Source organism: Halostella salina (genome assembly GCF_003675855.1).
Taxonomy (GTDB): Archaea; Halobacteriota; Halobacteria; order Halobacteriales; family Natronoarchaeaceae; genus Halostella; species Halostella salina.
This window is the reverse complement of sequence record NZ_RCIH01000008.1, coordinates 109,328-130,608: the sequence shown is the minus strand read 5'-3', so window position 1 is coordinate 130,608 and position 21,281 is coordinate 109,328. Positions and strand designations below refer to the sequence as shown.

Annotated in this window: 17 protein-coding genes; 12 read left to right on the top strand and 5 right to left on the bottom strand. The window is 67.5% G+C overall.

From position 1 onward, the window contains the following. Positions 1-53: 53 nt before the first annotated feature. Positions 54-1,532 carry a CoA-acylating methylmalonate-semialdehyde dehydrogenase gene (locus D8896_RS15725; protein ID WP_121823067.1) on the bottom strand — a complete coding sequence of 493 codons (1,479 nt, stop codon included), beginning with the start codon at positions 1,530-1,532 and terminating at the stop codon, positions 54-56. Positions 1,533-1,699: 167 nt separating this feature from the next. On the opposite strand from D8896_RS15725, the gene D8896_RS15720 reads away from it, so the two are divergent. The 3 genes from D8896_RS15720 (at position 1,700) to D8896_RS15710 (ending at position 5,179) form a co-directional block, all read left to right on the top strand. Then, positions 1,700-3,046 carry an aminotransferase family protein gene (locus tag D8896_RS15720; protein WP_121823066.1) on the top strand — a complete coding sequence of 449 codons (1,347 nt, stop codon included), beginning with the start codon at positions 1,700-1,702 and terminating at the stop codon, positions 3,044-3,046. 84 nt (positions 3,047-3,130) lie between these two features. After that, positions 3,131-3,652 carry an Lrp/AsnC family transcriptional regulator gene (locus D8896_RS15715; RefSeq protein ID WP_121823065.1) on the top strand — a complete coding sequence of 174 codons (522 nt, stop codon included), beginning with the start codon at positions 3,131-3,133 and terminating at the stop codon, positions 3,650-3,652. 147 nt (positions 3,653-3,799) lie between these two features. Continuing rightward, positions 3,800-5,179, top strand: a complete 1,380-nt coding sequence (locus D8896_RS15710; protein WP_121823064.1) for a dihydroorotase — start codon at positions 3,800-3,802, stop codon at positions 5,177-5,179. 21 nt (positions 5,180-5,200) lie between these two features. Here D8896_RS15710 and D8896_RS15705 read toward each other — a convergent pair whose 3' ends face one another. Then, the gene (locus tag D8896_RS15705; RefSeq protein ID WP_121823063.1) at positions 5,201-6,439 is read right to left on the bottom strand and encodes a Zn-dependent hydrolase; all 1,239 of its coding nucleotides are present in this window, start codon (positions 6,437-6,439) and stop codon (positions 5,201-5,203) included. Between the two features lie 127 nt (positions 6,440-6,566). Between D8896_RS15705 and D8896_RS15700 the strand changes: the two genes are divergently transcribed. Genes D8896_RS15700 through D8896_RS15690 form a run of 3 tightly spaced genes read left to right on the top strand, consistent with a single transcriptional unit; the run spans position 6,567 to position 9,133 of the window. Further along, a complete protein-coding gene (locus tag D8896_RS15700) occupies positions 6,567-7,229 on the top strand; it encodes a phosphoribosylanthranilate isomerase (RefSeq protein WP_162991600.1) in 663 nt (220 codons plus the stop codon). Between the two features lie 2 nt (positions 7,230-7,231). Next, entirely contained in the window at positions 7,232-8,152 is a 921-nt protein-coding gene (locus D8896_RS15695; RefSeq protein ID WP_121823183.1) for a carbohydrate kinase family protein, read from the top strand. Positions 8,153-8,203: 51 nt separating this feature from the next. Then, a complete protein-coding gene (locus D8896_RS15690; RefSeq protein ID WP_121823061.1) occupies positions 8,204-9,133 on the top strand; it encodes a nucleoside hydrolase in 930 nt (309 codons plus the stop codon). A 19-nt stretch (positions 9,134-9,152) separates the two neighbouring features. Here D8896_RS15690 and D8896_RS15685 read toward each other — a convergent pair whose 3' ends face one another. Both D8896_RS15685 and D8896_RS15680 read right to left on the bottom strand, forming a co-directional pair. After that, positions 9,153-10,559: an ADP-ribosylglycohydrolase family protein gene (locus D8896_RS15685; protein ID WP_162991599.1), complete on the bottom strand. Its 1,407-nt coding sequence runs from the start codon at positions 10,557-10,559 to the stop codon at positions 9,153-9,155. Between the two features lie 122 nt (positions 10,560-10,681). Beyond that, positions 10,682-12,370: a bifunctional metallophosphatase/5'-nucleotidase gene (locus tag D8896_RS15680; RefSeq protein ID WP_121823059.1), complete on the bottom strand. Its 1,689-nt coding sequence runs from the start codon at positions 12,368-12,370 to the stop codon at positions 10,682-10,684. A 191-nt stretch (positions 12,371-12,561) separates the two neighbouring features. Here D8896_RS15680 and D8896_RS15675 point away from each other — a divergent pair, with 191 nt between their 5' ends. From D8896_RS15675 to D8896_RS15650, 6 genes are all read left to right on the top strand, one after another. Further along, positions 12,562-13,857 (top strand): DUF7405 family protein, encoded by a 1,296-nt coding sequence (locus D8896_RS15675; protein WP_121823058.1) that lies wholly within the window; start codon positions 12,562-12,564, stop codon positions 13,855-13,857. 144 nt (positions 13,858-14,001) lie between these two features. After that, positions 14,002-15,174 carry an iron transporter gene (locus D8896_RS15670; protein ID WP_240452050.1) on the top strand — a complete coding sequence of 391 codons (1,173 nt, stop codon included), beginning with the start codon at positions 14,002-14,004 and terminating at the stop codon, positions 15,172-15,174. 287 nt (positions 15,175-15,461) lie between these two features. Then, complete coding sequence (locus D8896_RS15665) at positions 15,462-16,406, top strand: BMP family lipoprotein (RefSeq protein WP_162991598.1); 945 nt, start codon at positions 15,462-15,464, stop codon at positions 16,404-16,406. A gap of 90 nt (positions 16,407-16,496) precedes the next feature. Beyond that, positions 16,497-18,062 carry an ABC transporter ATP-binding protein gene (locus D8896_RS15660; RefSeq protein ID WP_121823056.1) on the top strand — a complete coding sequence of 522 codons (1,566 nt, stop codon included), beginning with the start codon at positions 16,497-16,499 and terminating at the stop codon, positions 18,060-18,062. After that, a complete protein-coding gene (locus D8896_RS15655) occupies positions 18,059-19,267 on the top strand; it encodes an ABC transporter permease (protein WP_205596851.1) in 1,209 nt (402 codons plus the stop codon). The genes D8896_RS15660 and D8896_RS15655 overlap by 4 nt, the downstream gene beginning before the upstream one ends. Then, complete coding sequence (locus D8896_RS15650) at positions 19,260-20,312, top strand: ABC transporter permease (protein WP_121823055.1); 1,053 nt, start codon at positions 19,260-19,262, stop codon at positions 20,310-20,312. Before D8896_RS15655 ends, D8896_RS15650 begins: the two co-directional genes overlap by 8 nt. A gap of 36 nt (positions 20,313-20,348) precedes the next feature. Here the strand turns inward: D8896_RS15650 and D8896_RS15645 are convergent, their stop codons facing one another. Further along, positions 20,349-21,254: an NAD-dependent epimerase/dehydratase family protein gene (locus D8896_RS15645; RefSeq protein ID WP_121823054.1), complete on the bottom strand. Its 906-nt coding sequence runs from the start codon at positions 21,252-21,254 to the stop codon at positions 20,349-20,351. Positions 21,255-21,281: the final 27 nt, after the last annotated feature.

Sequence of the window (21,281 nt, the reverse complement as noted above, 5' to 3'; positions counted from 1 at the left end):
TTTCCGGCGACGTTCAGCTGTTTTGTACGGAGCGGTTTCGACGACTGATCTAGTCAGGCGTCCGGCCAGCGCTCGATGTAGGTCATCGTGTCCGTGTAGAAGTGGATCATGTCCTCCCCCTGCGCGTGCAGGTCCCCGAAAAAGGAGTCCTTCCAGCCGCCGAAGTGGAAGAAGGCCATGGGTGCTGCCGTCCCGGCGTTCACGCCGAGGTTCCCCACGTCCGCCTCGTGGCGGACGGTCCGGGCGTCAGCGCCGCTGCCGGTGAAGAGGCTGGCCGCGTTGCCGAAGTCGCTGCGGTTCAGCACGTCGACCGCCTCGTCTATGTCCGCGACCGACAGCAGACCGAGCACCGGCCCGAATATCTCCTCCCGGGCGATGGACATCGACGGGTCCACGTCGCCGAAGACGGTGGGGCCGAGGAAGTTCCCGTCGGGGTAGCCCTCGACGGTCACGTCGCGGCCGTCGAGCAGCAGTTCCGCACCCTCGTCGACGCCGGCGGCGATCATGTCGCGGACCCGCGTCTCGTGTTCCGGCGTGATCAGCGCGCCGATGTCGGTGCCGTCGTCGAGTCCGTAGCCCACGGTTCGGTCCCGCGCCTCGTCGAGGACCAGGTCCACGAACTCGTCGTAGACGGCCCTCTCGACGACGACCACGTCGTTCGCCAGGCAGCGCTCGCCCGCGCAGGCACACGCCGACGAGACGGTCTTGCGCGCCGCGAACTCCAGGTCCGCCGTTTCCGTGACGATGATGTGGTTCTTCGCCCCGCCCTGCGCCTGGACGCGCTTGCCGTTCGCCGCCGCGCGCTCGTATATCTCCCGCGCGACCGGCGTGGAGCCGACGAACGACGCCCCGTGGACGCCGTCGTGGTCGAGGAGGTGGTTGACCGTCTCGACGCCGCCGTTGACCAGCTGGACGACGCCGTCCGGGAAGCCGGCGCGGTCGACCAGTTCGAAGATCCGCTCGGCAACGACGGGGTCCTGCTCGCTCGGCTTCAGCACGAACGCGTTGCCAGTGGCGACGGCGTACGGCAGGAACCACAGCGGGATCATGCCCGGGAAGTTGAACGGCGTGATCGCGGTGAACACGCCGAGGGGCTTCCGGACCGCCGTCTCGTCGATGTCGGGTGCGGCGTTCGGCAGGTGCCCCGCCTGCATCGTCGTCGGGACGCCGCAGGCCACCTCCACGTTCTCGATGCCGCGCCGGAGCTCCCCCTTCGCCTCGTCGAACGTCTTCCCGTGCTCCCGGACGAGCACCTCCGCGAGTTCGTCCTGATGGTCCTCCAGCAGGCGCTTGAGTTCGAACAGCGGCTGGATGCGCTCCTCGACGGGCGTCGACCCCCACGTCTCGAACGCCGCCTGGCCCGCGCGGACGGCCTCGTCCACGTCGGTTGCGGAGCTAAAGCCGACACGGGTGAGCGCCTCGCCGGTCGCCGGGTCCGTGACGGCCCGCCCGTCGGTCCCCGACGGCGTCCGCCACTCGCCGTCCACGTAGTTCCGTACGTCGTCCCACGGCGGGGACGTGTCGATAGTCATTCGACATCACCAACCACAGCCAACGCAATAAACCTTTTCAACAGCGTTCTCAAATTACGGTGAATACGATACAGAATCAGAAGTTAGAATCTATATTAGGATAAGATCCAACAGAAACGCGTTATAGCCAAAGATTAATCATAGCGGGGTGCGAAGCGCAACCACGAATGGCAGAACGTGACTCACCGGCAGATACCGGGCCGAACGAGGTCGAACGGACGGACAGGGAGCACGTGTTCGGGACGTGGTCCTACCAGAAGGAGGTCGACCCCACCGAGGTCGTGTCGACGGAGGGCGTGCGGTTCACGACGGCGGACGGGGACGAGTACATCGACCTCTCAAGCCAGCTGATGTGCTCGAACCTGGGCCACGAGGCCGAAGGGGTCGCCGACGCCGTCGCGGAGCAGGTCAGGGAGACGCCGTACGTCGCCCCGGGGTACACGACGGAGGCGCGGGCGAAACTGGGCGAAGCCCTCGCCGAGGTCACGCCCGGCGACCTCTCGAAGACGTTCTTCTCGACCAGCGGCACGGAGGCGGTCGAGGCGGCGATCAAGATCGCGCGGTTCTACACGGGAAAGCGAAAGATCGTCTCCCGCTATCGCTCCTACCACGGGGCGACCTACGGCTCGATCAGCGTCACGGGCGACCCGCGCCGCCTCCCGGCCGAGCCGGGCATTCCCGGCACGATCAAGGCTCCGGACCCGTACGCGTACGGGTCGAGCATGGACCCGATGGAGAGCGTCGACTACATCGACGAGATGCTCGAACTGGAGGGCGACACCGTCGCGGCGGTGCTCGTCGAACCCATCGTCGGGTCCAACGGCATCCTCGTCCCGCCCGACGAGTACCTGCCGCGCCTGAAGGAGGTGGCACACGACCACGGCGCGTTGCTGGTCTGTGACGAGGTGATGTCCGGGTTCGGCCGCACGGGCGAGTGGTTCGGCACCGACGTGTTCGGCGTCGAACCGGACATCATGACGATGGCGAAGGGGCTGACCGGCGCGTACCAGCCCCTCGGCGCGACGGTCGTCACCGACGAGATCGCCGACCACTTCGAGGAGAACATGTTCTGTCACGGGCACACGTACTCGGGCCATCCCGTCGCGGTCGCGGCGGGGCTGGCCGCCGTCGAGACCTACCGCGAGGAGAACCTCATTGAGCGGGCCGCCGAGGTGGGCGAGTACCTCGGCGAGCGCATCGAGGAACTGGGGGAGCGCCATCCGAGCGTCGGCGACACCCGCGGCGTCGGGCTGTTCCGCGGGATCGAACTGACGAAACACCCGGAGAAACGGGTCCCGTTCGGCGAGCGCGAGGACAAGATCGGTGAGGGGAACACCGTGGTCGACGAGGTGGCCGCGCGGGCGGCCGACCACGGCACCTACGTGGCGAACATGATCAACACGCTGATCGTCGCCCCGCCGCTGACGATCACGGAGGCGGAGATAGACGAGGCGATGGCGGCGCTGGACGCCGGGCTGGAAGTGTCCGACGCGGCAATGGAGACGCCGGAGTGACCCGGCGGTCCACGCGTCGGAGCACCCGGCGGATCCGGGCACGCAGATGACAGGATTAACCCCGAGGAGGTCGTTTGGGTCGGTATGAACGAATCTCACCTGACCGCGCCGGAGTTCGACGAGACGGATCTCGCCATCCTCGAACGCGTCGAGCGGGACTTCGACGTGAGCCTGGAGACGCTGGCCGAGGATCTGGACATCTCGAAGTCGACGATCCACTACCGGCTGAACAAGCTGAAGGAGGCGGACGTGATCACGGGGATCACCGCCGACGTGGACCCGCTGGCGCTCGGGCTGGAGATGGTCGCGATCACCGACGTGTCGGTGACACACGAGCGGGGCTACTCCGAAGCGATCGGCGAGCGACTGAACGAACTGGACGGCGTCGAGCAGGTGTACTACACGATGGGCGACGTGGACTTCGTCGCCATCAGCCGCGTCCAGTCGCGGGACCAGCTGAACGACCTGATCGACCGGATCGTCGCCATCGACGGCATCAACGAGACGTCGTCGAAGTTCGTGATGCAGGAGTTCGACAACGACCGGACGGTCGCCGCGGACCTCACCGATGAGGCCCGCGCCGCGGTGCTCGGCGAGGACGGGTAGCGCGACACGCCGGTGCGCCGTTCGGCCGGCCCCGCAGCCGCGCCTGAGTTCCCTGTCGCATTCGTTCATAAATACAGTGCTTCTTCGAACGTTGTTCGACAGTTCGGCCACCGAATTGTTTATTTGACTACGATGAGATGAATACCCATGGCAATCGACATCGTCGTACACGGCGGGACGCTGGTGACCGCGGACGGAACGATCGACGCTGCCCTCGCCATCGACGGCGAGGAGATCGTCGGGGTCGGCGACCGCGAGCGCCTCCCGGAGGCCCGCGAAACGGTCGACGCGAGCGGTCAACTGGTGCTTCCCGGGGTCGTGGACCCCCACGTCCACGTCGCGGACCCGTTCTCCCTGGACACGTACGAGTCGGCGTCGCGGGCCGCCGCCGTCGGCGGGACGACCACCATGGTGGGGTTCGCCTTCCAGGCGTGGGGCGGCGAGATGGGCGTGTTCGAGGGCGATACCACCCTCCCCGAGGCCGTCGAGGAGGCGAAGGCACGGGGCGAGGGGGCACTGATCGACTTCGGCCTGCACGGCGCAGTCACGCGCGAGGACCCGGCCGTGCTCGACGACCTGCAGGCCGTCGTGGAGGCTGGCGTTCCGTCGATCAAGATGTTCACCGCATACGAGATCGGCCTCTCCAACGGGTTCATGCACCGCGTGTTCGAGCGGCTGGCCGACCTCGACGCCGTCGCGGTGCTCCACACCGAGGACGGGTCGGTCTGCGACGACCTGACGGAGCGCTTTCAGGCGGCGGGCAAGGGCGACGCCACGTACTACCCGCAGTCCCGGCCGGACTACGCCGAGGCGATGGCCGCGGACGACGCACTTCGGATGGCCGAGGCGACGGGGACGAAGTACTACGGGATCCACACGTCCTGCCGGAAGTCGGCGGAAGTCGTCGACCGCTACCGCGACGACGGGAGCATGGTCCGCGCGGAGACGTGCACGCATTACACGACCCTCGACGACTCCGTCTACGAGGTGCTGGGGAACCAGCCGATGATCGCCCCGCCGATCCGGAAGCCGGACGACGTGGAGGCGATGTTCGAGCACCTCCGCGACGGGACGCTCGACGTGGTGTCGACCGACCACTGCGGCTACAAGCTGGAGAGCAAGGCGGTCGACGACTGGTGGGACAGCACGTTCGGGGCGAACGCGCTCCAGACGAGCCTGCCGGTGTTCCACGACGAGGCCGTCAACGAGCGCGGCCTCTCGTACCCGTTCCTCGTCCGCGCGATGTGTACCAACCCCGCGAAGGTCTTCGGGATGCCGCGGAAGGGGACGTTAGACCCCGGTACCGACGCGGACGTGGTCCTGTTCGATCCGGACGAGACGTACACCGTCGCCGCCGAGGACAACGAGTCGAAGGCCGACTTCTCGATCTACGAGGGCCGCGAGGTGACCGGACGGGTCACGAAGACGTTCGTCCGCGGGACCCTGGTCGCCGACGACGGCGAGATAGTCGCCGACCGCGGGCACGGCGAGTTCCTCGAACGGGAGATCCCGGACTGGTCGCCCTGAATTCGGTCGGAGGAGAGCGATTCAGTCGGCCCGTCCCGCCAGTTCCAGCGCCGCCCCCGCGACCGTGTTGGCCGCCCTGTAACAGTCCGCCCAGCTCGTGTACTCGTCCTCGTTGTGGCTCTTGCCGTCCTCGCTCACGGCGAACACCATCGCCGTGTCGCAGACGGCGTTGGCGTGCGTGGCGTCGTGGCCGGCCCCGCTGAAGATGCGGCTCGCGTCGTACCCCAGGCCGGTCGCCGTGTCCTCGACGGCGTCGACACAGCGGTCGGCGAAGTGGACCGGGTCCACGCGCATCCGGTCCTCCCACTCCCAGTCGACGCCCTCGCGCTCGGCCGCGGCCTCGCACTCGTGGAGCACCCGCGCCTTCGCCTCGTCCAGCACCGACGGGTCCGGGTCGCGAAAGCCCCAGGTGAACGTCACCTCGTCCGGGATGACGTTGATGGAGTTCGGCGACACGTCCATGTAGCCGACAGTCCCGACGGTGCGCTCGCCGAGCGTCCCGGGGATGCGCCGGACCCCCCCGATAACGTCGGCCGCCGCGACGAGCGCGTCCTCGCGGTAGTGCATCGGCGTCGGCCCGGAGTGGTCGGCCTCGCCGTGGAACGTGGTCGCGCCCCAGACGAACCCGACGATGCCGGTGACGACTCCGACGTCGCTGCCCCACTCCTCCAGATACGGCCCCTGCTCGACGTGGAGTTCGAGGTAGGCGTCGTACGCCTCCCGCGGTTCGGCGGGAACGTCGCCCCTGTAGCCGATCCGCTCCAGTTCGTCCCCGAGCGCCGTGCCGTCGACGTCGGTCTTCGCGTACTCCGCCTCGATGTCGTGGGCACCGGCCCAGACGCCGCTGCCCTGCATCGCCGGCTGGAAGCGGGACCCCTCCTCGTTGGTCCAGTTGACGATTTCGACCGGGCGCTCGGTCGTGATATCCCGGTCGTTCAGTTCGCGCACCAGTTCGAGCGCGGCGACGACGCCGAGCGCGCCGTCGTAGATGCCGCCGTACGGCTGCGAGTCGAGGTGCGATCCGACGAGTACGGGGTCGGCGTCCGGGTCCGCGCCCGCCCGCCGTCCGAACATGTTGCCGAACTCGTCGACGCGCGTCTCCAGCCCGGCCGCCTCCATCTGCGCCATGAACCAGTCGCGGACCTCGCGGTCCTCGTCAGAGAGGGCGAGCCGGTGGAGGCCGCCGTTTTCGGTCCCGCCGATCGTCGCCTGGGTCCGCATCGTCTCGACTAGCCGGTCCTCGGTCAGTGTGAACGTCATTCATGGTGTACGTTTGCATAGCAGCATAAAAACCTTGAGTATGATGCGAAATCGCGACGGAATCGGATCAGCCGTCGATCCTGACCCGCCCGTGACCCTTATTGTAGTCGCCTCGAAATCGGCTGTCGTGATAGTTCAGATCTACTCGCTGACGACGGTCGACGACGTGCAGGCGTGTGCGGACGCGGGCGTGGACCACGTCGGCGTCGCCGCGGGGGGTCAGGACCTCCCGGCCTCGATATCCAACGAGCAGGCCCGGACGCTGTTCGAGGCGACGCCCGACGGAATGGCCACGGTCGCGCTCACGGTCGAGACCGAGGTCGACCCCATCCTCACGTACGCCGAGGACGTCGACCCGGACATCCTCCATCTCTGTCCCGACGTGGACGCCCTGACCGTCGACCAGGTCCGCGAGATACGCGAGGCGCTCCCGGCGTCGACGGACGTGATGCGGGCGCTCGACGTGGTCGGCGAGGAGACGGTCGGCGTCGCCGAGCGGCTCGACCCCGTCTGCGACTGGTTCCTCCTCGACACGGCGACCGACGCCGTCGAGGGGATCGGCGCGTCCGGCGAGACCCACGACTGGTCGGTGAGCCGGCGGGTCGTCGAGGCCACGGGGACGCCGACGATCCTCGCCGGGGGACTGTCCCCCGACAACGTCGCCGACGCCGTGCGGGCGGTCCGGCCGGCCGGCGTCGACTCGTACACCCACACCTCCGCGAGCGAGGCGCGGAAGGACCCCGAGAAGGTGCGGGCGTTCGCCGAGGCCGCGCGGAACGCGGCGGAGTGACCGTGAGCGACCCCCGAGTCGTCGCGGTCGGCAACACGCTCATCGACCACACCTACCACCTGACGAACCTCCCCGGCCCCGACGAGGGCGCGTTCGTCCGGGAGTACGAGCGTCGGCTCGGCGGCGTCGAGACGAACGTGGCGACGATACTCGCCCGGCTCGGTCACGAGACGGGGCTGGTCTCCTGCGTCGCCGACGACGACGACGGCGACGACGTGCTCGACAGGCTCGACGGGTCGCCCATCGACCACGTGACGGTCCACCGGGTCCCCGGCGTGCGGACCTCGTACTGCCTCGTGCTCACGGACCCGGAGGGGAACCGGGCGATCATCGGCGGCGGGGAGTCGGCGCTCGAACTCTCGCTCACCGACGCGGACGTGGCGACCGTCGCGGCCGCCGACGCGGCGTTCACCTCGGCGTACGCGCCGCTCGACGCGGTCGAGACGCTCGCCGCGCTGGACACGCCGCTGGTGTACGACCTCGCCGGCGAGTTCACCGACCTGACCGACCGCGGTCTGACGCGGGCGGCGCTCGACGACCTCGCTCCCGATATCGCACGGTTCGTCGGCAACCTGACCTCGGTCCGGTCGTACCTGCAAACCGACGACGGGCCGGAGGACTGCTGTGCCGCCCTCGTCGCGCGGGGCTTCACCGCCGGCGCGGTCACCTGCGGGGCCGATGGCGTCTACCTGTTCGACGAGGAGTCGGTCCGCCACGTCCCCGCGTTCGACGTGGCAGTCACGGACACGACCGGAGCGGGCGACGCCTTCACGGCCGGCCTGATCCACGCGTGGGTCCTCGACGACCTGCCGCTGGACGAAGTCGGGCGCTTCGCGAGCGCCCTCGCCGCGCTCAACTGCACCGTGACGGGGGCACACGCCGAGTCGCCGACCCTCGAGGACGTGCGGTCGTTTCTGGACTGACAGGGCCGAACGGGCAGTAAATTATTACCCCTGCCCCGCCACGGTGGGTACATGGCGACACGAGTACACCTTGACGTAGACCCGGGTAGCGACGACGCCGTGATGATCGCGATGGCGCTGGGCCACCCCGACATCGAGGTCGCCGGCATGAGCACCGTCGGGGGGAACTCCACCGTCGACAACACCACGCGGAACGCGCTGGCGATCCTGGAGCGGTTCGACCGGACCGACGTGCCGGTCGCCCGCGGCGCGGCCGAGCCGATGGAGGGCACGTTCGACACGGCGGAGTGGATCCACGGCGAGAACGGCATCCGCGGCGACCTCTCGGAGCCGACGACGGAGGCGATAGACGCCCACGGCGCGGAGTTCATCGTCCAGCAGGCCCGCGAGTACGGCGAGGACATCACCATCTGCGCCGTCGGCCCGATGACGAACCTCGCGATGGCGCTCCAGCTGGAGCCGGCCCTGCCCGAGCTGGTCGACGGCATTTACCTGATGGGCGGCGCGGCGACGGTCGCCGGGAACAAGACGCCGATGGCGGAGGCGAACTTCCACAACGACCCCGTCGCCGCGAGCCGGGTGATCCAGTCCGGGGAACCGTACATGGTCGGGCTGGACGCCACCCACGACGCGACCGTCTCGCTGGACACCATCGAGGACTACTCCGGGCTCGACGAACCGTACGACATCGTCGGTCCGTGGCTCGACTACCCCGACGAGATCAAGCAGTTCGGCGGCGGGATGGACCCGGCGATCCACGACGCCGCCGTCGTCGCGCACCTCATCGACCCCGAGGTGCTCACTTTCGAGTCGTACTACCTCGACGTGGAGACGACGGACGGCCTCTGTGAAGGTGCGGTCGTCTGTGACGAGCGGCGGGTGACGGAGAACGAGCCGAACGGCGAAGTCGCCGTCGCGGCCGACACGGAGCGGTTCCGCGCGACGTTCGAGGACGCCATCGACGGCCTGATCGAGGGGTGAACCGAACCGCGGTCGGTCGCTACTCGCTCGCCTCGCGCGCGAGTTCGAGGGTCTCCTCGGCCAGGTCCGAGATCCGCTGACGCTGGTAGGAGACGAGCGACGTCTCGACGGTGTCGTTCAGCGGCTCGACCCAGTCCTCGGGCAGCGCCTCCGCGCCGTGGAACAGGCCGAGGACCGACCCGAGGGTCGCCCCGTGCGAGTCGGTGTCGAACCCAGCCATAACCGCCAGGGAGAGCGAGTCGCCGAAGTCGCCCTCGCCCCACAGGAGGCCGACGGCGAGCACCTCGGCGTTGCTGATCGTGTGGACCCAGTCGAACTGGTTGCTCTCGTCCCAGCGGTCGTGGATCCGCTCGACGGCCGCCTCGTAGTCGAGTCCGTCCTCGTACCACTCGATGACCTCCGTAACGGCGTCGGCGAGGCGGCAGTGCTCGGGCACCTCCGAGAGGCCGACCTCCAGCAGCCGGCGGGGGTCGGACTCGAACGGCGCGGCGGCCATCATCGCGGCCGCGAACATCTCGCCGTAGATGCCGTTCTTGACGTGGCTGACCGAGGCGTCCCGCCACGCGTATTCGGCCGCCTGTTCGGGGTCGCCCAGCGCGACGTAGGCCCACATGTCGGCGCGGATCAGCGCGCCGACGTGCTCGCGGTAGGGGTTCCGGAGCGACGCCGACTCCGGCGGCGTCACGAGGTTCATGAAGTTCCGGTAGGCGATCCGCTCGGCCGTGTACGTGTTGAACGCCGGCAGGTTCTGGAGCCAGTAGTTCGCCACGTCGACCGGCTCGAAGTCGAAGCCGTGCTCGTTCAGGATGCCGAGTCCGACCGCGACGTAGTCGATGTCGTCGTCGACGGGCATGTGCGGCACGTCGTTGACGAACAGGCTCTCCGACGCCTCCGAGGACTCGACCGTGTTGTAGATGTCGTACTCCTCGGCCAGCGACTCGTCCGAGCGCATGTAGCCGCTGAGCGGGTACTGGTCGCTCGCTTTCAGATACTTGTGGATCTTGTCGCGCGACCAGCCCTGCACGGGCTTGCCGAGGAAACAGCCGGCGACCGCACCGAGCCAGCCGCCGTAGATCACGTCGTACGGGTCGTCGAGGTCGTCGAACCCGTCGCCGAGCCGTCGCGGCCCCTCGGGGCGGGCGTCCCGGATCCCCGCGAGGTCCGACGGCTCCTCGTACTCGTAGTCGGTCCGGATCGGCAGGTCGCGGGTGTCGTCGAGCAGGTCGTGAAGCTCCGCCTGACTCACCGACTCGGCGTCGAGTAGTTCGTCGAACCGCTCCTCCATCCCCGAGATGTCCTTGCCCTCGTCACGGCACTGGCGGCGTTCGTACTGCACTTCGCGTTCGTTCGGGGCGAGAAACAGGGGCGTCGGGAGCGCGTCCTCGATCTCGACCTCTATCATCCCCGGATCGTACTCTGCGGTCATACGGGTCATTGGTCCCACTGTGACACGATAAAGATATGGTCAGGGGAACCCCGTTGCGCCGTGCGTTACCGTCGAAAAATCGGGAAAACGGTGGTTGCCGTGGCCCTGATCGCCCGGCGTGGTTACTCGATCGAGATGCGTCCTTCGACCTCGGGGGAGATGGTGCCGTCGGCCTCGACGGCGTTCGCGACGATGACGGACAGTAGCTGGCCCTCGTTCGCGTCGATGATCCTGGGCGCGTCCTGCAGCATCGTGTAGCCGTCCCCGCCCGTCGCGGTGAAGTTGTTCGTCGCCATGGTGTACGTCGCCTCGGGGTCGACTTCCTCGCCACCGACCGTCAGCTCGGTCAGTCTGTCGCCCTGCGATGCGTCCGGGTCAACAGTGTAGGACATCCCGCTCACCTGAAGGAACCCACCGTCATCGTTCTGACTGGCGCTGTGTTCCATCGTCTCGGTCAACGTCTCGCCGGACACCTCGACGGTCACGAGGTTGTTCCCGAACGGAAGCAGGCTGTAGACGAGTCGCTTCGTCACGTCGCCCTCCGGATACAGCGTGTCGGTGCGGATGCCACCGCCGTTCTGGATGGCCACGTCAGTCCCGCCCTGGGCACGGAGCGCGTCGGTGATGTAGTTCCCCAGGTTGGACTCCTCCTCGCGGACGACGCTCTCCCGCGCGTCGAGCGGGACCGTCGTCTCCCCGATCACGGTGTCCAGCTGGGCACTGAGGTCCTCCTCGTACCCCTGTGCGACTTCGAGGACCTCGGGGTGCGGTTCGAGTCCGTCCTCCTCCACGGCGGCCGCGGTTTCGTGGACCGTCAGGCTGTGGTCCGACCGCTCCCCCTCTTCGACGGTGAGCGTGAGTTCGCCGATGTACTCGTACTCGTCGCCGACGAAGGAGAGTACCGTGTCGTTGACGACCTGTGGCTCCTCGGAGAACGTCGCCGCGTGGTCGCCGACGATGGCGTCGATGCCGTCGACCTGCTCGGCTAGCTCCGTGGCCGCCTGCGCTGCGACGTGGGACATGACGACGACGAGGTCGGCCCCGTCGTCCTGCATGTCGCTAACCGTCTCGCTGACCGGATCCGCGAGCCCCGGGACCTCCGTGTTCTCTCCCATCGAGGTGATCGTCGGGGCGGCGACGTTGATGATCCCCGTGAGTCCCACGGTGAGGTCGCCGACCTCCACGAGTTCGTACCTGCTCGCGCCCTGCTCCGCGCCGAACACGTCGCCGGATTCGGTGTCGCGAACGTTCGCGCTCACCCACTGGAACTCGCTGTCGGAGATGCGGTCGCGCGTCACCGCCGGTCCCATGTCGAAGTCGTGGTTGCCGAACGTATCGAACTCCAGGCCGCCCGCGTTGAACGCGTCGGTGATGTGCTTGCCGTCGAACTGCGCGGAGAGCACGGACGACGCCAGGTCATCGCCGCTACCGAGCTTGATCGAGTGCTCGTGCTCGTCGGCCACCTGGTTCATCAGCTGGAAGTACGTGGCGACGTTGACGTTCCCCTCCAGGTCCCCGTAACTGCCGTGGACGTGCGTGTCGTGAACGAACGTTACCTCGCCCGAAGCGGCCGGTTCCGGCTCCTCGGTGGTTTCCGCCTCCGTGGTCTCCTCCTCGGTCGGCTCTTCGGTTTCGTCGTCTGACGGCTCCGTCGTGTCGCCGCCGTCGGACGATTCGCTGCAGCCGGCAACCCCGGCGACGCCGACGGCCGCAGTCGTCGCAATAAACCGACGACGGTCGATCCCCCCCTCCGCGCGGTCCCCGCTCTTGTCGCTCCCCGAACTGTCGTTGCTTGTGCCTCGGTCTGGCATAGCCCCACAAATGAAAAGCGAACTAATAAATTCTTACCAACAAATCATACCATACGAAGTTAAAAAATACAGGCAATATCGCCGGATATTTCGCCAACATATAATAATACCGGGGATTTCGAGTTAGGATTAAAATCATAGCGGGGGCGGCCGTGAACTTATCTATCTGAAGACCAACTAGTAGACGACCGATGACAACCGAACGCGGTGAACTCACGCGACGGGAGGCGCTTCGGGTCGCCGTGGCCGTCGGCGGGTCGGCGGGACTCTCGGCGTGTCTCGAACTCGAGAGCGGATCCGAGGGCGGAACGACCGGTGAGCGGACCACGAGTCCGTCGACTGACGGTGAGTTACCGGACCGACAGCATGCCTGGAACGCCGTCCTCCGGACCGACGAGTACGGCAATCCCCGAACGCCGCGCCACCACGTCCTCCTGCTGGCGGACTACACCGGGGAGGGACCGGTCGGCGACGACGACCGCTCGGGGGCGGCGGACGCCTTCCGCGAACTGGAGGCCGCGTACGAGTGGTCCGCGGACGGCCTGCTGTTCACCGTCGGCTACTCGCCCGCGTACTTCGACCGGTACGACGCGTCGCTGCCCGACGCCGTCGACCTGCCGCCGCCGACGGCACTCGCCCCCTTCGAGGACCCGGCCCTCGACACCCCGGACCTGCTCGTCCATCTGGCGAGTGACCGAGCCTCGGCGGTGGTGGAGGCCGAACGGGCGCTGTTTGGCGAAACCGACACGGCCAACGGCAAAGCGGTGAGCGAATCGCTCGCGGGAGTGGTGGAGCGCGTCGACCGGCGAACCGGGTTCATCGGGGCCGGGCTCCCGGCGGAACACGACGACGCGGACGGCGTACCCGAGGGGGCGGTCCCCGAGGACGCCCCGCTGTTCATGGGGTTCAAGTCCGGGTTCGCGGGCAATCAGGCGACGGAGGACAGCGTCACGATCACCGAGGGGCCGTTCGCCGGGGGTACGACCCAACAGCTCTCGCTGATCCGCACGGAGCTCGACCAGTGGTACAATCAGGACTCCCGCTGGCAGCGCGTCGCAAAGATGTTCTCCGCCGAGCACGCCAGGGAGGACCTCGTCGAGGGTGTCGGGGAGAACCTCGGCGACTCGTCGCTCGTCACCGAGACCGGCGTCGCCGACACCGTCGAGGACGACGCGTTCGAGGAGGGAGTCGTCGGACACACGCAGAAAACCGCACGCGCACGGGACGAAGACGGCAACCCCCGCATCCTGCGCCGCGACTTCGCAACGGTCGACGACGGGCGGACCGGAGTCCACTTTCTCAGCCTGCAGGAGCGCATCGCGGACTTCGTGCGAACGCGGGAGGCCATGAACGGCACGGACGTGGCGAACGTCGGCGGCGTGGGCACGAAGAACAACAACGGGATCCTGCAGTACATCACGACCGTCCGCCGCGGGAACTTCCTGGTTCCACCCCGCTCGGATCGGTCGTTCCCCCGCCCACAGTGAGTCCGCATCGGGGGATCGCGGCGGGATCGGGATGCTATCATGGATCCACCCCGGTAATCCGGACGTAGACTGCGCTTAGCGGACCGTTCGCACCGCCAATGGTTTATGTTCAGCAGAGCTAGATGAGGGTAGCCGAACTCACGAATGACGCCCGACAAGGAAACCACACGCCGAAGGTTCATCGCCGCGAGCGGCGTCGCGGTCGGGACTGGGCTCGCCGGCTGTTCGACGGACGGCGAGGCCGACGCCCCGACGGAACGGACAACCGACACCGGCACGGACACGGCGACGACCCGGCCGCAAACCGAAACGGCGGAGCCGCCGTCGGACGACATGCCTGAGACGGCGGTGGACGGCGACGACGCGATAGTGTACATCCCGTCCCACCGCGACGGGATGCGGATGGCCGGGATGACGACGGTCGGGCCGTACGCGGTGTCGATGTCGTACACGCTGCTCCACGACTTCTGGGTCCTGACCGGGCAGGAGTCGAGTTACGTGTCGATCGAATCGGGACGAGGGATGCATCTCATGGCGAGCGTCTGGGACCCGGAGTACGGGCACGTCGTCCCGCTCGGGAGCCCGACCGTCGAGGTCAGGGCGGCCGGGAGCGGCGACCTGGTCACGGAGAAGTCGCTGTGGCCGATGCTGTCACAGCAGATGGGCCCGCACTTCGGCGACAACGTCACGTTTCCGGCGGAAGGCGAGTACACGGCCCGGCTCACGATGGACCCCGTGTCGGCGCGCCAGATCGGCGCGTATCACGACCGGTTCACCGAATCGGTCGACGTGTCGTTCGACCTGCCGTTCCGGTACGACATCATGCAGAACATTCGGGAACGGTTCATGGAGAACTCCGGCGACCCCGGGGCACTCGAACCCATGGAGATGGGGGCACGCCCCACCGGGGCGTTACCGGCCCCGGCGGATCTCCCCGGCCGCCACGTCGGCGTCGCGGAGAGCGCGGACGCGACCTTCGCGGTTCAGGTGCTGGAGACGGCTCCGAACGGGGTCGACAGTTCGGCTCCGTATCTCGCTATCTCCCCCCGAACTCCCTACAATCGCTACCCGCTCCCGTTCATGGGGCTCCGGGCGACGGTTTCCGACGGGTCCCGGCAGCTCTTCCAGGACACCGTTCCGAGCGCGATCCATCACGAACTGGGGTACCACTACGGCACGCCGGTCCCGGACCTCTCGATGGGAACGGACCTGCTGCTGGAGGTCGGTGCACCGCCACAGACCGCCAGACACCGCGGGTACCAGACCGCATTCATGCGGTTCGACGATATGTCGATCCCGCTCACCGACGCGGAGTGACGAGCCACGGGTCGCCGGCTGCTGGACCTGACACGGTGGGTCCTCCGGGCGAAGTGCGGGGCCGATCGCGACGCGTGGGATCGCGGCGCGATCTTTTTCAGTGGATCGGATATCGATATAACCCCTAAATATAAATAACACAGGCGTTTTGTTCGCCTATGCCACAGACTAGCCTAGGAAGAAGGGCATACGTAAAGGCTCTCGGAGCGGGTTCGGTCGTCGGTCTCACCGGCTGTCTCGGCGGAAACGAGGAAAGCGGCTCGAGCGACACGACTCAGGTCGCGATCGTGTATCCGGTCGCCGGCCTCGGTGACCAGGGCTTCAGCGACAACGCACAGGAGGGCCTGCTCCGCGCGGAGGAGGAACTCGGCATCGAGTACTCCGAAGGTGAGCCGAGCAGCAACTCGGAGTACCAGGACTTCCACAACCAGTTCGCCGCGTCGCAGAACCCGAACTACGACCTCATCATCGGACTGACGTTCGACCAGGTCACCCCGATCGAGAACGTCTCTGCCGACTTCCCCGACCAGAACTGGACGCTGATCGACGCCGCCGTTCAGGACCGCGACAACGTGTCGAACATCTCCTTCTCGGAGCACGAGGGCTCGTACCTCGCCGGTACGCTGGCGGGCCACATCGCCACGAACGGCTTCGAATCGGAGACGGCATCCGCGCCCGGCGAGGGCGTCGTCGGCTTCGTGGGCGGCGCACGGAACCCCGTCATCGAGCGGTTCGAGGCCGGCTACCGCGCCGGCGTCAAGGGCGTCGACGAGAGCATCGAGTTCCGGTCCGCGTACGCGGGTGCGTTCAACGCGCCCGACCAGGGCCAGTCGATCGCACAGTCGATGTACAACGAGGATGCCGACGTCGTGTACCACGCCGCGGGTGGCACCGGCATCGGGATGTTCGAGGCCGCACAGGAGGCCGGTCGCCCGGCCATCGGCGTCGACACCGACCAGTCCATCACCGCGAGCGACTACGCGGACGTCATCGTCGCGAGCATGCTCAAGCGGATGGACTCCGCAGTGTTCACCACCATCGAGAACGTGACTGAAGGCGAGTTCGACGGGACGTCGAACGTCACGCTGGGACTGGAGGACGACGCCCACGAGCTCGTGTACGGCGACTCCATCGGCAGCGCCGTCAGCGACGAGGCCCGCGAGATGGTCAGCAGCGCTCGGCAGCAGATCATCGACGGCGAGATATCGCCGCCGGAGACGGTTGACGGGTAGGGAACACCTTCGACCCCCCGTGGGTGAGGTCTCCGGAAACGGAGGGTATTTAACCATCGTTTATCAAATACGGCAGCAAATCGTGGACACATGAGCCAATCAGTTGAACTTACGAACATACGAAAGACCTTCCCGGGAGTCGTCGCGAACGACGACGTCAGTCTCAGCGTCGACGGGGGCGATATCCACGTCATCCTGGGGGAGAACGGCGCGGGGAAATCCACGCTGATGAACGTCCTGTACGGGCTCTACCAGCCCGACGGCGGGACGATCCGGATCAACGGCGAGGAGAAGAGCTTTGACTCCCCGCAGGACGCCATCGACGAAGGCATCGGGATGATCCACCAGCACTTCAAGCTGGTCGGCCCGATGACGGTCACCGAGAACATCGTCCTCGGGTCGGAACCGAAGGACTCCCTCGGCGTCGGCGTCGACATGGAGACCGCCAGACAGGAAGTGGCGGAGCTCAGCGAACGGTACGGGTTCGACATCGACCCGGAGGCCGTCGTCGAGGACGTGAGCGTCGGGGTGAGACAGCGCGTGGAGATCCTCAAGGCGCTGTACCGCGGTGCGGACATCCTCATCCTCGACGAGCCGACCGCCGTGCTCACGCCCGACGAGATCGAGTCCCTGTTCGACGTGTTCGACGAACTGATCGAACAGGGGAAGACGATCATCTTCATCACGCACAAGCTCGGCGAGGCGATGACCGTCGCGGACGACATCTCCGTGCTCCGGGACGGGAAGAAGGTCACGACCCTCCCGGTCGAGGAGGCGACCAACAACAAGCTCGCGGAGCTGATGGTCGGCGACGAGGTGCTGCTCGAACTGGACCTCGAGCCCCATCCGAAAGGGGAGAAGCTCCTCGACGTGACAGACCTCCGGATCGAGCACGACGACACGACGCCCGTCGAGGACGTTTCGCTGACGGTCCGCGAGGGGGAGACGCTCGGCATCGCCGGCGTCGACGGCAACGGCCAGACGGAGCTGTCCGACGCGCTCGCCGGGCTGACCGAGATAGACGGCGGGTCGGTCACGTTCGACGGCGAGGACGCAACCGACTGGGACCGCACCCAGCTGAACGACGAGGGGCTCTCCTACATCCCGCCGGACCGGCAGGAACAGGGACTCGTGATGGAGTTCGACCACGGCGAGAACGTCATTCTGGGCGAGCAGCACACGTTCCCGCTCGGCCGCCGGATGCGGGACGACGACCTCGCCGAGGACATCGTCGAGGAGTACGACGTCCGGACCTCCGGCATCGGGACCGCCGTGAAGTCCCTCTCCGGCGGGAACCAGCAGAAACTGCTCGTCGGGCGCGAACTCGAGCGCGACCCGAAGCTCGTCATCGCCAGCAACCCCACGCGGGGGCTCGACGTCGGGAGCATCGAGTTCATCCACGAGCAGCTGCTCTCCGTCAGGCGGCAGGACCGGGGCGTGCTGCTCATCTCCTCGAAGCTCGACGAGCTCCAGCAGCTCTCCGACCGGATCGCGGTGATGTACGAGGGCGAGATCATCGACACGGTCGACCCCGAAACCGTGACCGAGCGCGAGCTCGGACTGCTCATGGCCGGACAGGAACTGGCGGACGACGAGGCCCCCGAAGCCGATCCGAACGCCTCGCAGACGGCTGGAATCGACGGTGAGAACGAATGAGCGGGTCGGGACCGAACCTGCCCGACAGGCTGGAGCGGATCCTGGGCCGGATGGTCGACGCGTCGACCAGAGAACGGATCCTCATCAGCTTCGCCTCGCTCGCGCTGGCGCTGGCCGTCGGCGCGGTGCTGTTGCTCCTCTCCGGCGCGGTGGCGACCTGCGAGTCGCCGTTCCTCACGCTCGGCGGCACGCAGTTCTGCTACAACCCCATCGAGGTGTACCGCGTGATGCTGAACGGCGCGATCGGCTCGCCGTACAGTCTCGGCCTGACGCTCCGCGAGACGACGCTGCTGATCCTTGCGGGCGTCGCGGTCGCAGTGACGTTCCAGGCTGGCATCTTCAACATCGGGACGCAGGGGCAGTTCATCTTCGGCGGCCTCGCGGGTGCGGCCGCGGTGCAGTACACCGCGAGTCTGGTGCCGGCGAACGCCATCGGCGGTCTCGTGCTGTTCGCCTTCGGCATGCTGGTCGCGGGGCTGGCCGGCGCGCTGTACGGCGCGCTCCCCGGCGTTCTCCTGGCGTACTACGACGCCAACGAGGTCATCACGACGATCATGCTGAACTTCATCGCGGGCGCGGTGGCGTTCACGGCGGTCCGGTCGTTCCTGCGTGAGGGAGCCGCCGTCCAGACGGCGCTGATCCCCGACCACGCCGTTCCGCCGGCCATCCTCTTCCCCGAGGCGTCGTCGTTCTCCGTGCTCATCTTCATCCCGACGCTGTTGATAGCCGTCGGCGCACACTACATGTTGAAGAACTCGACGCTCGGGTACAACATCCGTCTGAGCGGGGAACAGCCCGCCGCCGCGGAGTACAGCGGCGTCGACGCGAAGCGCGTCATCGTCCGCACGTTCACCCTGTCGGGGCTGCTCGGCGGCCTCGCCGGCGGCGTGTTCGTGTTCATGGTGCTGGGCTACTGGCAGCCCAGCGTTCCGCAGGTCGGGTTCGACGGTATCACCGTCTCCGTGCTGGCGGCGAACAACCCGCTTGGCGTCATCCCGGCGGCCGCGCTGTTCGGCGTCATCAAGAGCGGCGCGATCGCACTGGACCTGACGCTCGGTGTGCCGCGCCAGCTGGCCGGCGTGCTGCGCGGCATCATCATCCTGTTCGTGGCGATGCCCGAGTTCATGCGCATGATCGGACGCAACCTGGGGCTGGGCGACTCCTCGTCTACGGCCCCTGCGGGAACGGAGGCTAACGATGATTGAGAGCGAACGACTGACCCGGCGGCGTATCGGTCTGCTAGCCATCGCGGTGCTCCTCGTCGGCGGGCTGCTGGCCACGCCGTACCGGAGCGAACTGATCGGGATCCTCGGCGTCGGCTTCTTCAACACGGCGCTGACGCTGTCCGTGCCGATCACCCTCGCCGGCGTCGGTGGCCTCTATGCGGAAAAAAGCGGCGTAATCAACATCGGCATCGAGGGGCTGCTGATCGCCGGCGCGTTCACGAGCGTGCTGGTCACTGGCATCAGCGTGGACGCCGTCGGTGCCGGTAGTGCGGTGTGGCTCGGAATGCTGGCAGCAGTCGTCGTCAGCACGCTCGGGGCGCTCCTGTTCGGCGTCATCTGCATCCGCTACAAGGCCGACCAGATCATCGCGGGGCTGGCCGTCTGGTTCGTGTTCCTCGGCCTGGCACCGTTCTTCAGCCGCGTGTACTGGGGGCAGATCAACAGCCCGACCGTGGCGACGTTCAGCGAGGTGCCGATCCCGGTCCTCTCGGAGATCCCGGTGCTCGGCCGGATCCTGTTCACCAACTACCCGACCACGTACCTGATGCTGGTCATCGTGCCCGTCGCGTGGTACGTACTGAAGTTCACCTCCTTCGGGATGTGGGTCCGCGCGAGCGGCGAACACCCGGAGGCGCTGGACACCGCCGGCGTCAACGTGAACCGCGTCCGGTACATCAGCATCATGATCTCCGGCGCGCTCTCCGGGATCGGCGGGTCGGCGCTGACCCTCTCGACGGTCGGCCAGTTCATCGGCCAGGGGCAGACCATCGTCAGCGGCGACGGGTTCATCGGCATCGTCGCGTACCTGATGGGCAACTACAACCCGCTCGCAACGTTCGGCGCGGCGGCGCTGTTCGCCGGGCTCGACGCGTACCAGGTCCGCATGCAGCAGATCGGGCTCGACATCGCCCCGGAACTGTTCGGGGCGATCCCCTACGCGGCCGTCATCGTCGTGCTGGTGCTGTTCGGCTACACGCGGATCCCCGAACGCGCCGGCGAGAACTACGAGAGCGGCGACGAGTAGCGCCGGATTCCACCCCCTTTTCGCTGTGCGGTTGGTTCAGTCGAACGAGGGCGGCGCAACCGACTCGTCCTCGGCGGAGCGCCACCCATGTCTTGGCTCCCAGCCGAGGACCGACCGCGCCTTCGCCGACGAGAACGCGGACTCGTCGCCCTCGATTTCGCAGTCGTCCGGGAGGTCGCCGTAAACCGATTCGATAGCCGACGCAGTCGGGCGGTCGAGGCAGTTGTCCGCGGCCGCGACGAGGAACGCCTCGTGCCCCCCGAGGTCGGTCGTGAGCGCGGCCTCGACGGCGCGGGCGACGTCACGGACGTCGACGTAGGACCAGTACTCGCCGTCCCGCTCGGCCGTCTCGGGGTCGAACGCGGCCCGTCGCTCGGCGCTCCGGTACTCGCCGGGGACCTCGATGAGCGGCGGGCGGAGCGACGCCACGTCGACGCCGTGCTTTCGCGCCGTCATCGCGGCGACGTTCTCGCCGACCTGCTTCGACGTGCCGTACGGGTCCGTCGGCCGGCACGGGTGGCCCTCGTCGACCGGGAGGTAGTCGGGGAGCCACGGCGGGTCCGCGAACACCGACCCGTAGACGGCGTCGCTGGAGGTCCAGACCACGTCCGCACCCACCCGGCCCGCCGCAGTCAGCACGTTGTACGTGCTCGTCACGTTCGTCTCGAAGGTCCGGCTCTCCGACACGATCCCCGCCATCGGGACGGCGGCCATGTGGACGACCGCGTCGGGGTCGCTCTCGGCGACCAGCTCCCACGCCTGCCCGTGGTCGGTCAGGTCCCCCTTCCGGAACTCGACGCCGTCGACGACGGTGCCGCCCGGCCCCGCGCCCGCCGGGGTCCCGAGGTCGATACAGGTGACGTTCCAGCCGGCCCGGTTCAGGTGGTCGACGACCCACGTTCCCGCAGTGCCGAGCCCGCCGGTGACGACGACGTTGCGCATGCCGATCGGGTTCTCGGAGGGGGTACA

What these genes read in the sequence shown, in the direction of transcription:
- D8896_RS15715 (WP_121823065.1), top strand. Translation starts at nt 3,131, where the DNA reads ATGAACGAATCTCACCTGACCGCGCCGGAGTTCGACGAGACGGATCTC.
- D8896_RS15720 (WP_121823066.1), top strand. Translation starts at nt 1,700, where the DNA reads ATGGCAGAACGTGACTCACCGGCAGATACCGGGCCGAACGAGGTCGAA.
- D8896_RS15645 (WP_121823054.1), bottom strand. Translation starts at nt 21,254, where the DNA reads ATGCGCAACGTCGTCGTCACCGGCGGGCTCGGCACTGCGGGAACGTGG.
- D8896_RS15710 (WP_121823064.1), top strand. Translation starts at nt 3,800, where the DNA reads ATGGCAATCGACATCGTCGTACACGGCGGGACGCTGGTGACCGCGGAC.
- D8896_RS15690 (WP_121823061.1), top strand. Translation starts at nt 8,204, where the DNA reads ATGGCGACACGAGTACACCTTGACGTAGACCCGGGTAGCGACGACGCC.
- D8896_RS15660 (WP_121823056.1), top strand. Translation starts at nt 16,497, where the DNA reads ATGAGCCAATCAGTTGAACTTACGAACATACGAAAGACCTTCCCGGGA.
- D8896_RS15705 (WP_121823063.1), bottom strand. Translation starts at nt 6,439, where the DNA reads ATGACGTTCACACTGACCGAGGACCGGCTAGTCGAGACGATGCGGACC.
- D8896_RS15725 (WP_121823067.1), bottom strand. Translation starts at nt 1,532, where the DNA reads ATGACTATCGACACGTCCCCGCCGTGGGACGACGTACGGAACTACGTG.
- D8896_RS15680 (WP_121823059.1), bottom strand. Translation starts at nt 12,370, where the DNA reads ATGCCAGACCGAGGCACAAGCAACGACAGTTCGGGGAGCGACAAGAGC.
- D8896_RS15675 (WP_121823058.1), top strand. Translation starts at nt 12,562, where the DNA reads ATGACAACCGAACGCGGTGAACTCACGCGACGGGAGGCGCTTCGGGTC.
- D8896_RS15670 (WP_240452050.1), top strand. Translation starts at nt 14,002, where the DNA reads ATGACGCCCGACAAGGAAACCACACGCCGAAGGTTCATCGCCGCGAGC.
- D8896_RS15655 (WP_205596851.1), top strand. Translation starts at nt 18,059, where the DNA reads ATGAGCGGGTCGGGACCGAACCTGCCCGACAGGCTGGAGCGGATCCTG.
- D8896_RS15685 (WP_162991599.1), bottom strand. Translation starts at nt 10,559, where the DNA reads ATGACCGCAGAGTACGATCCGGGGATGATAGAGGTCGAGATCGAGGAC.
- D8896_RS15650 (WP_121823055.1), top strand. Translation starts at nt 19,260, where the DNA reads ATGATTGAGAGCGAACGACTGACCCGGCGGCGTATCGGTCTGCTAGCC.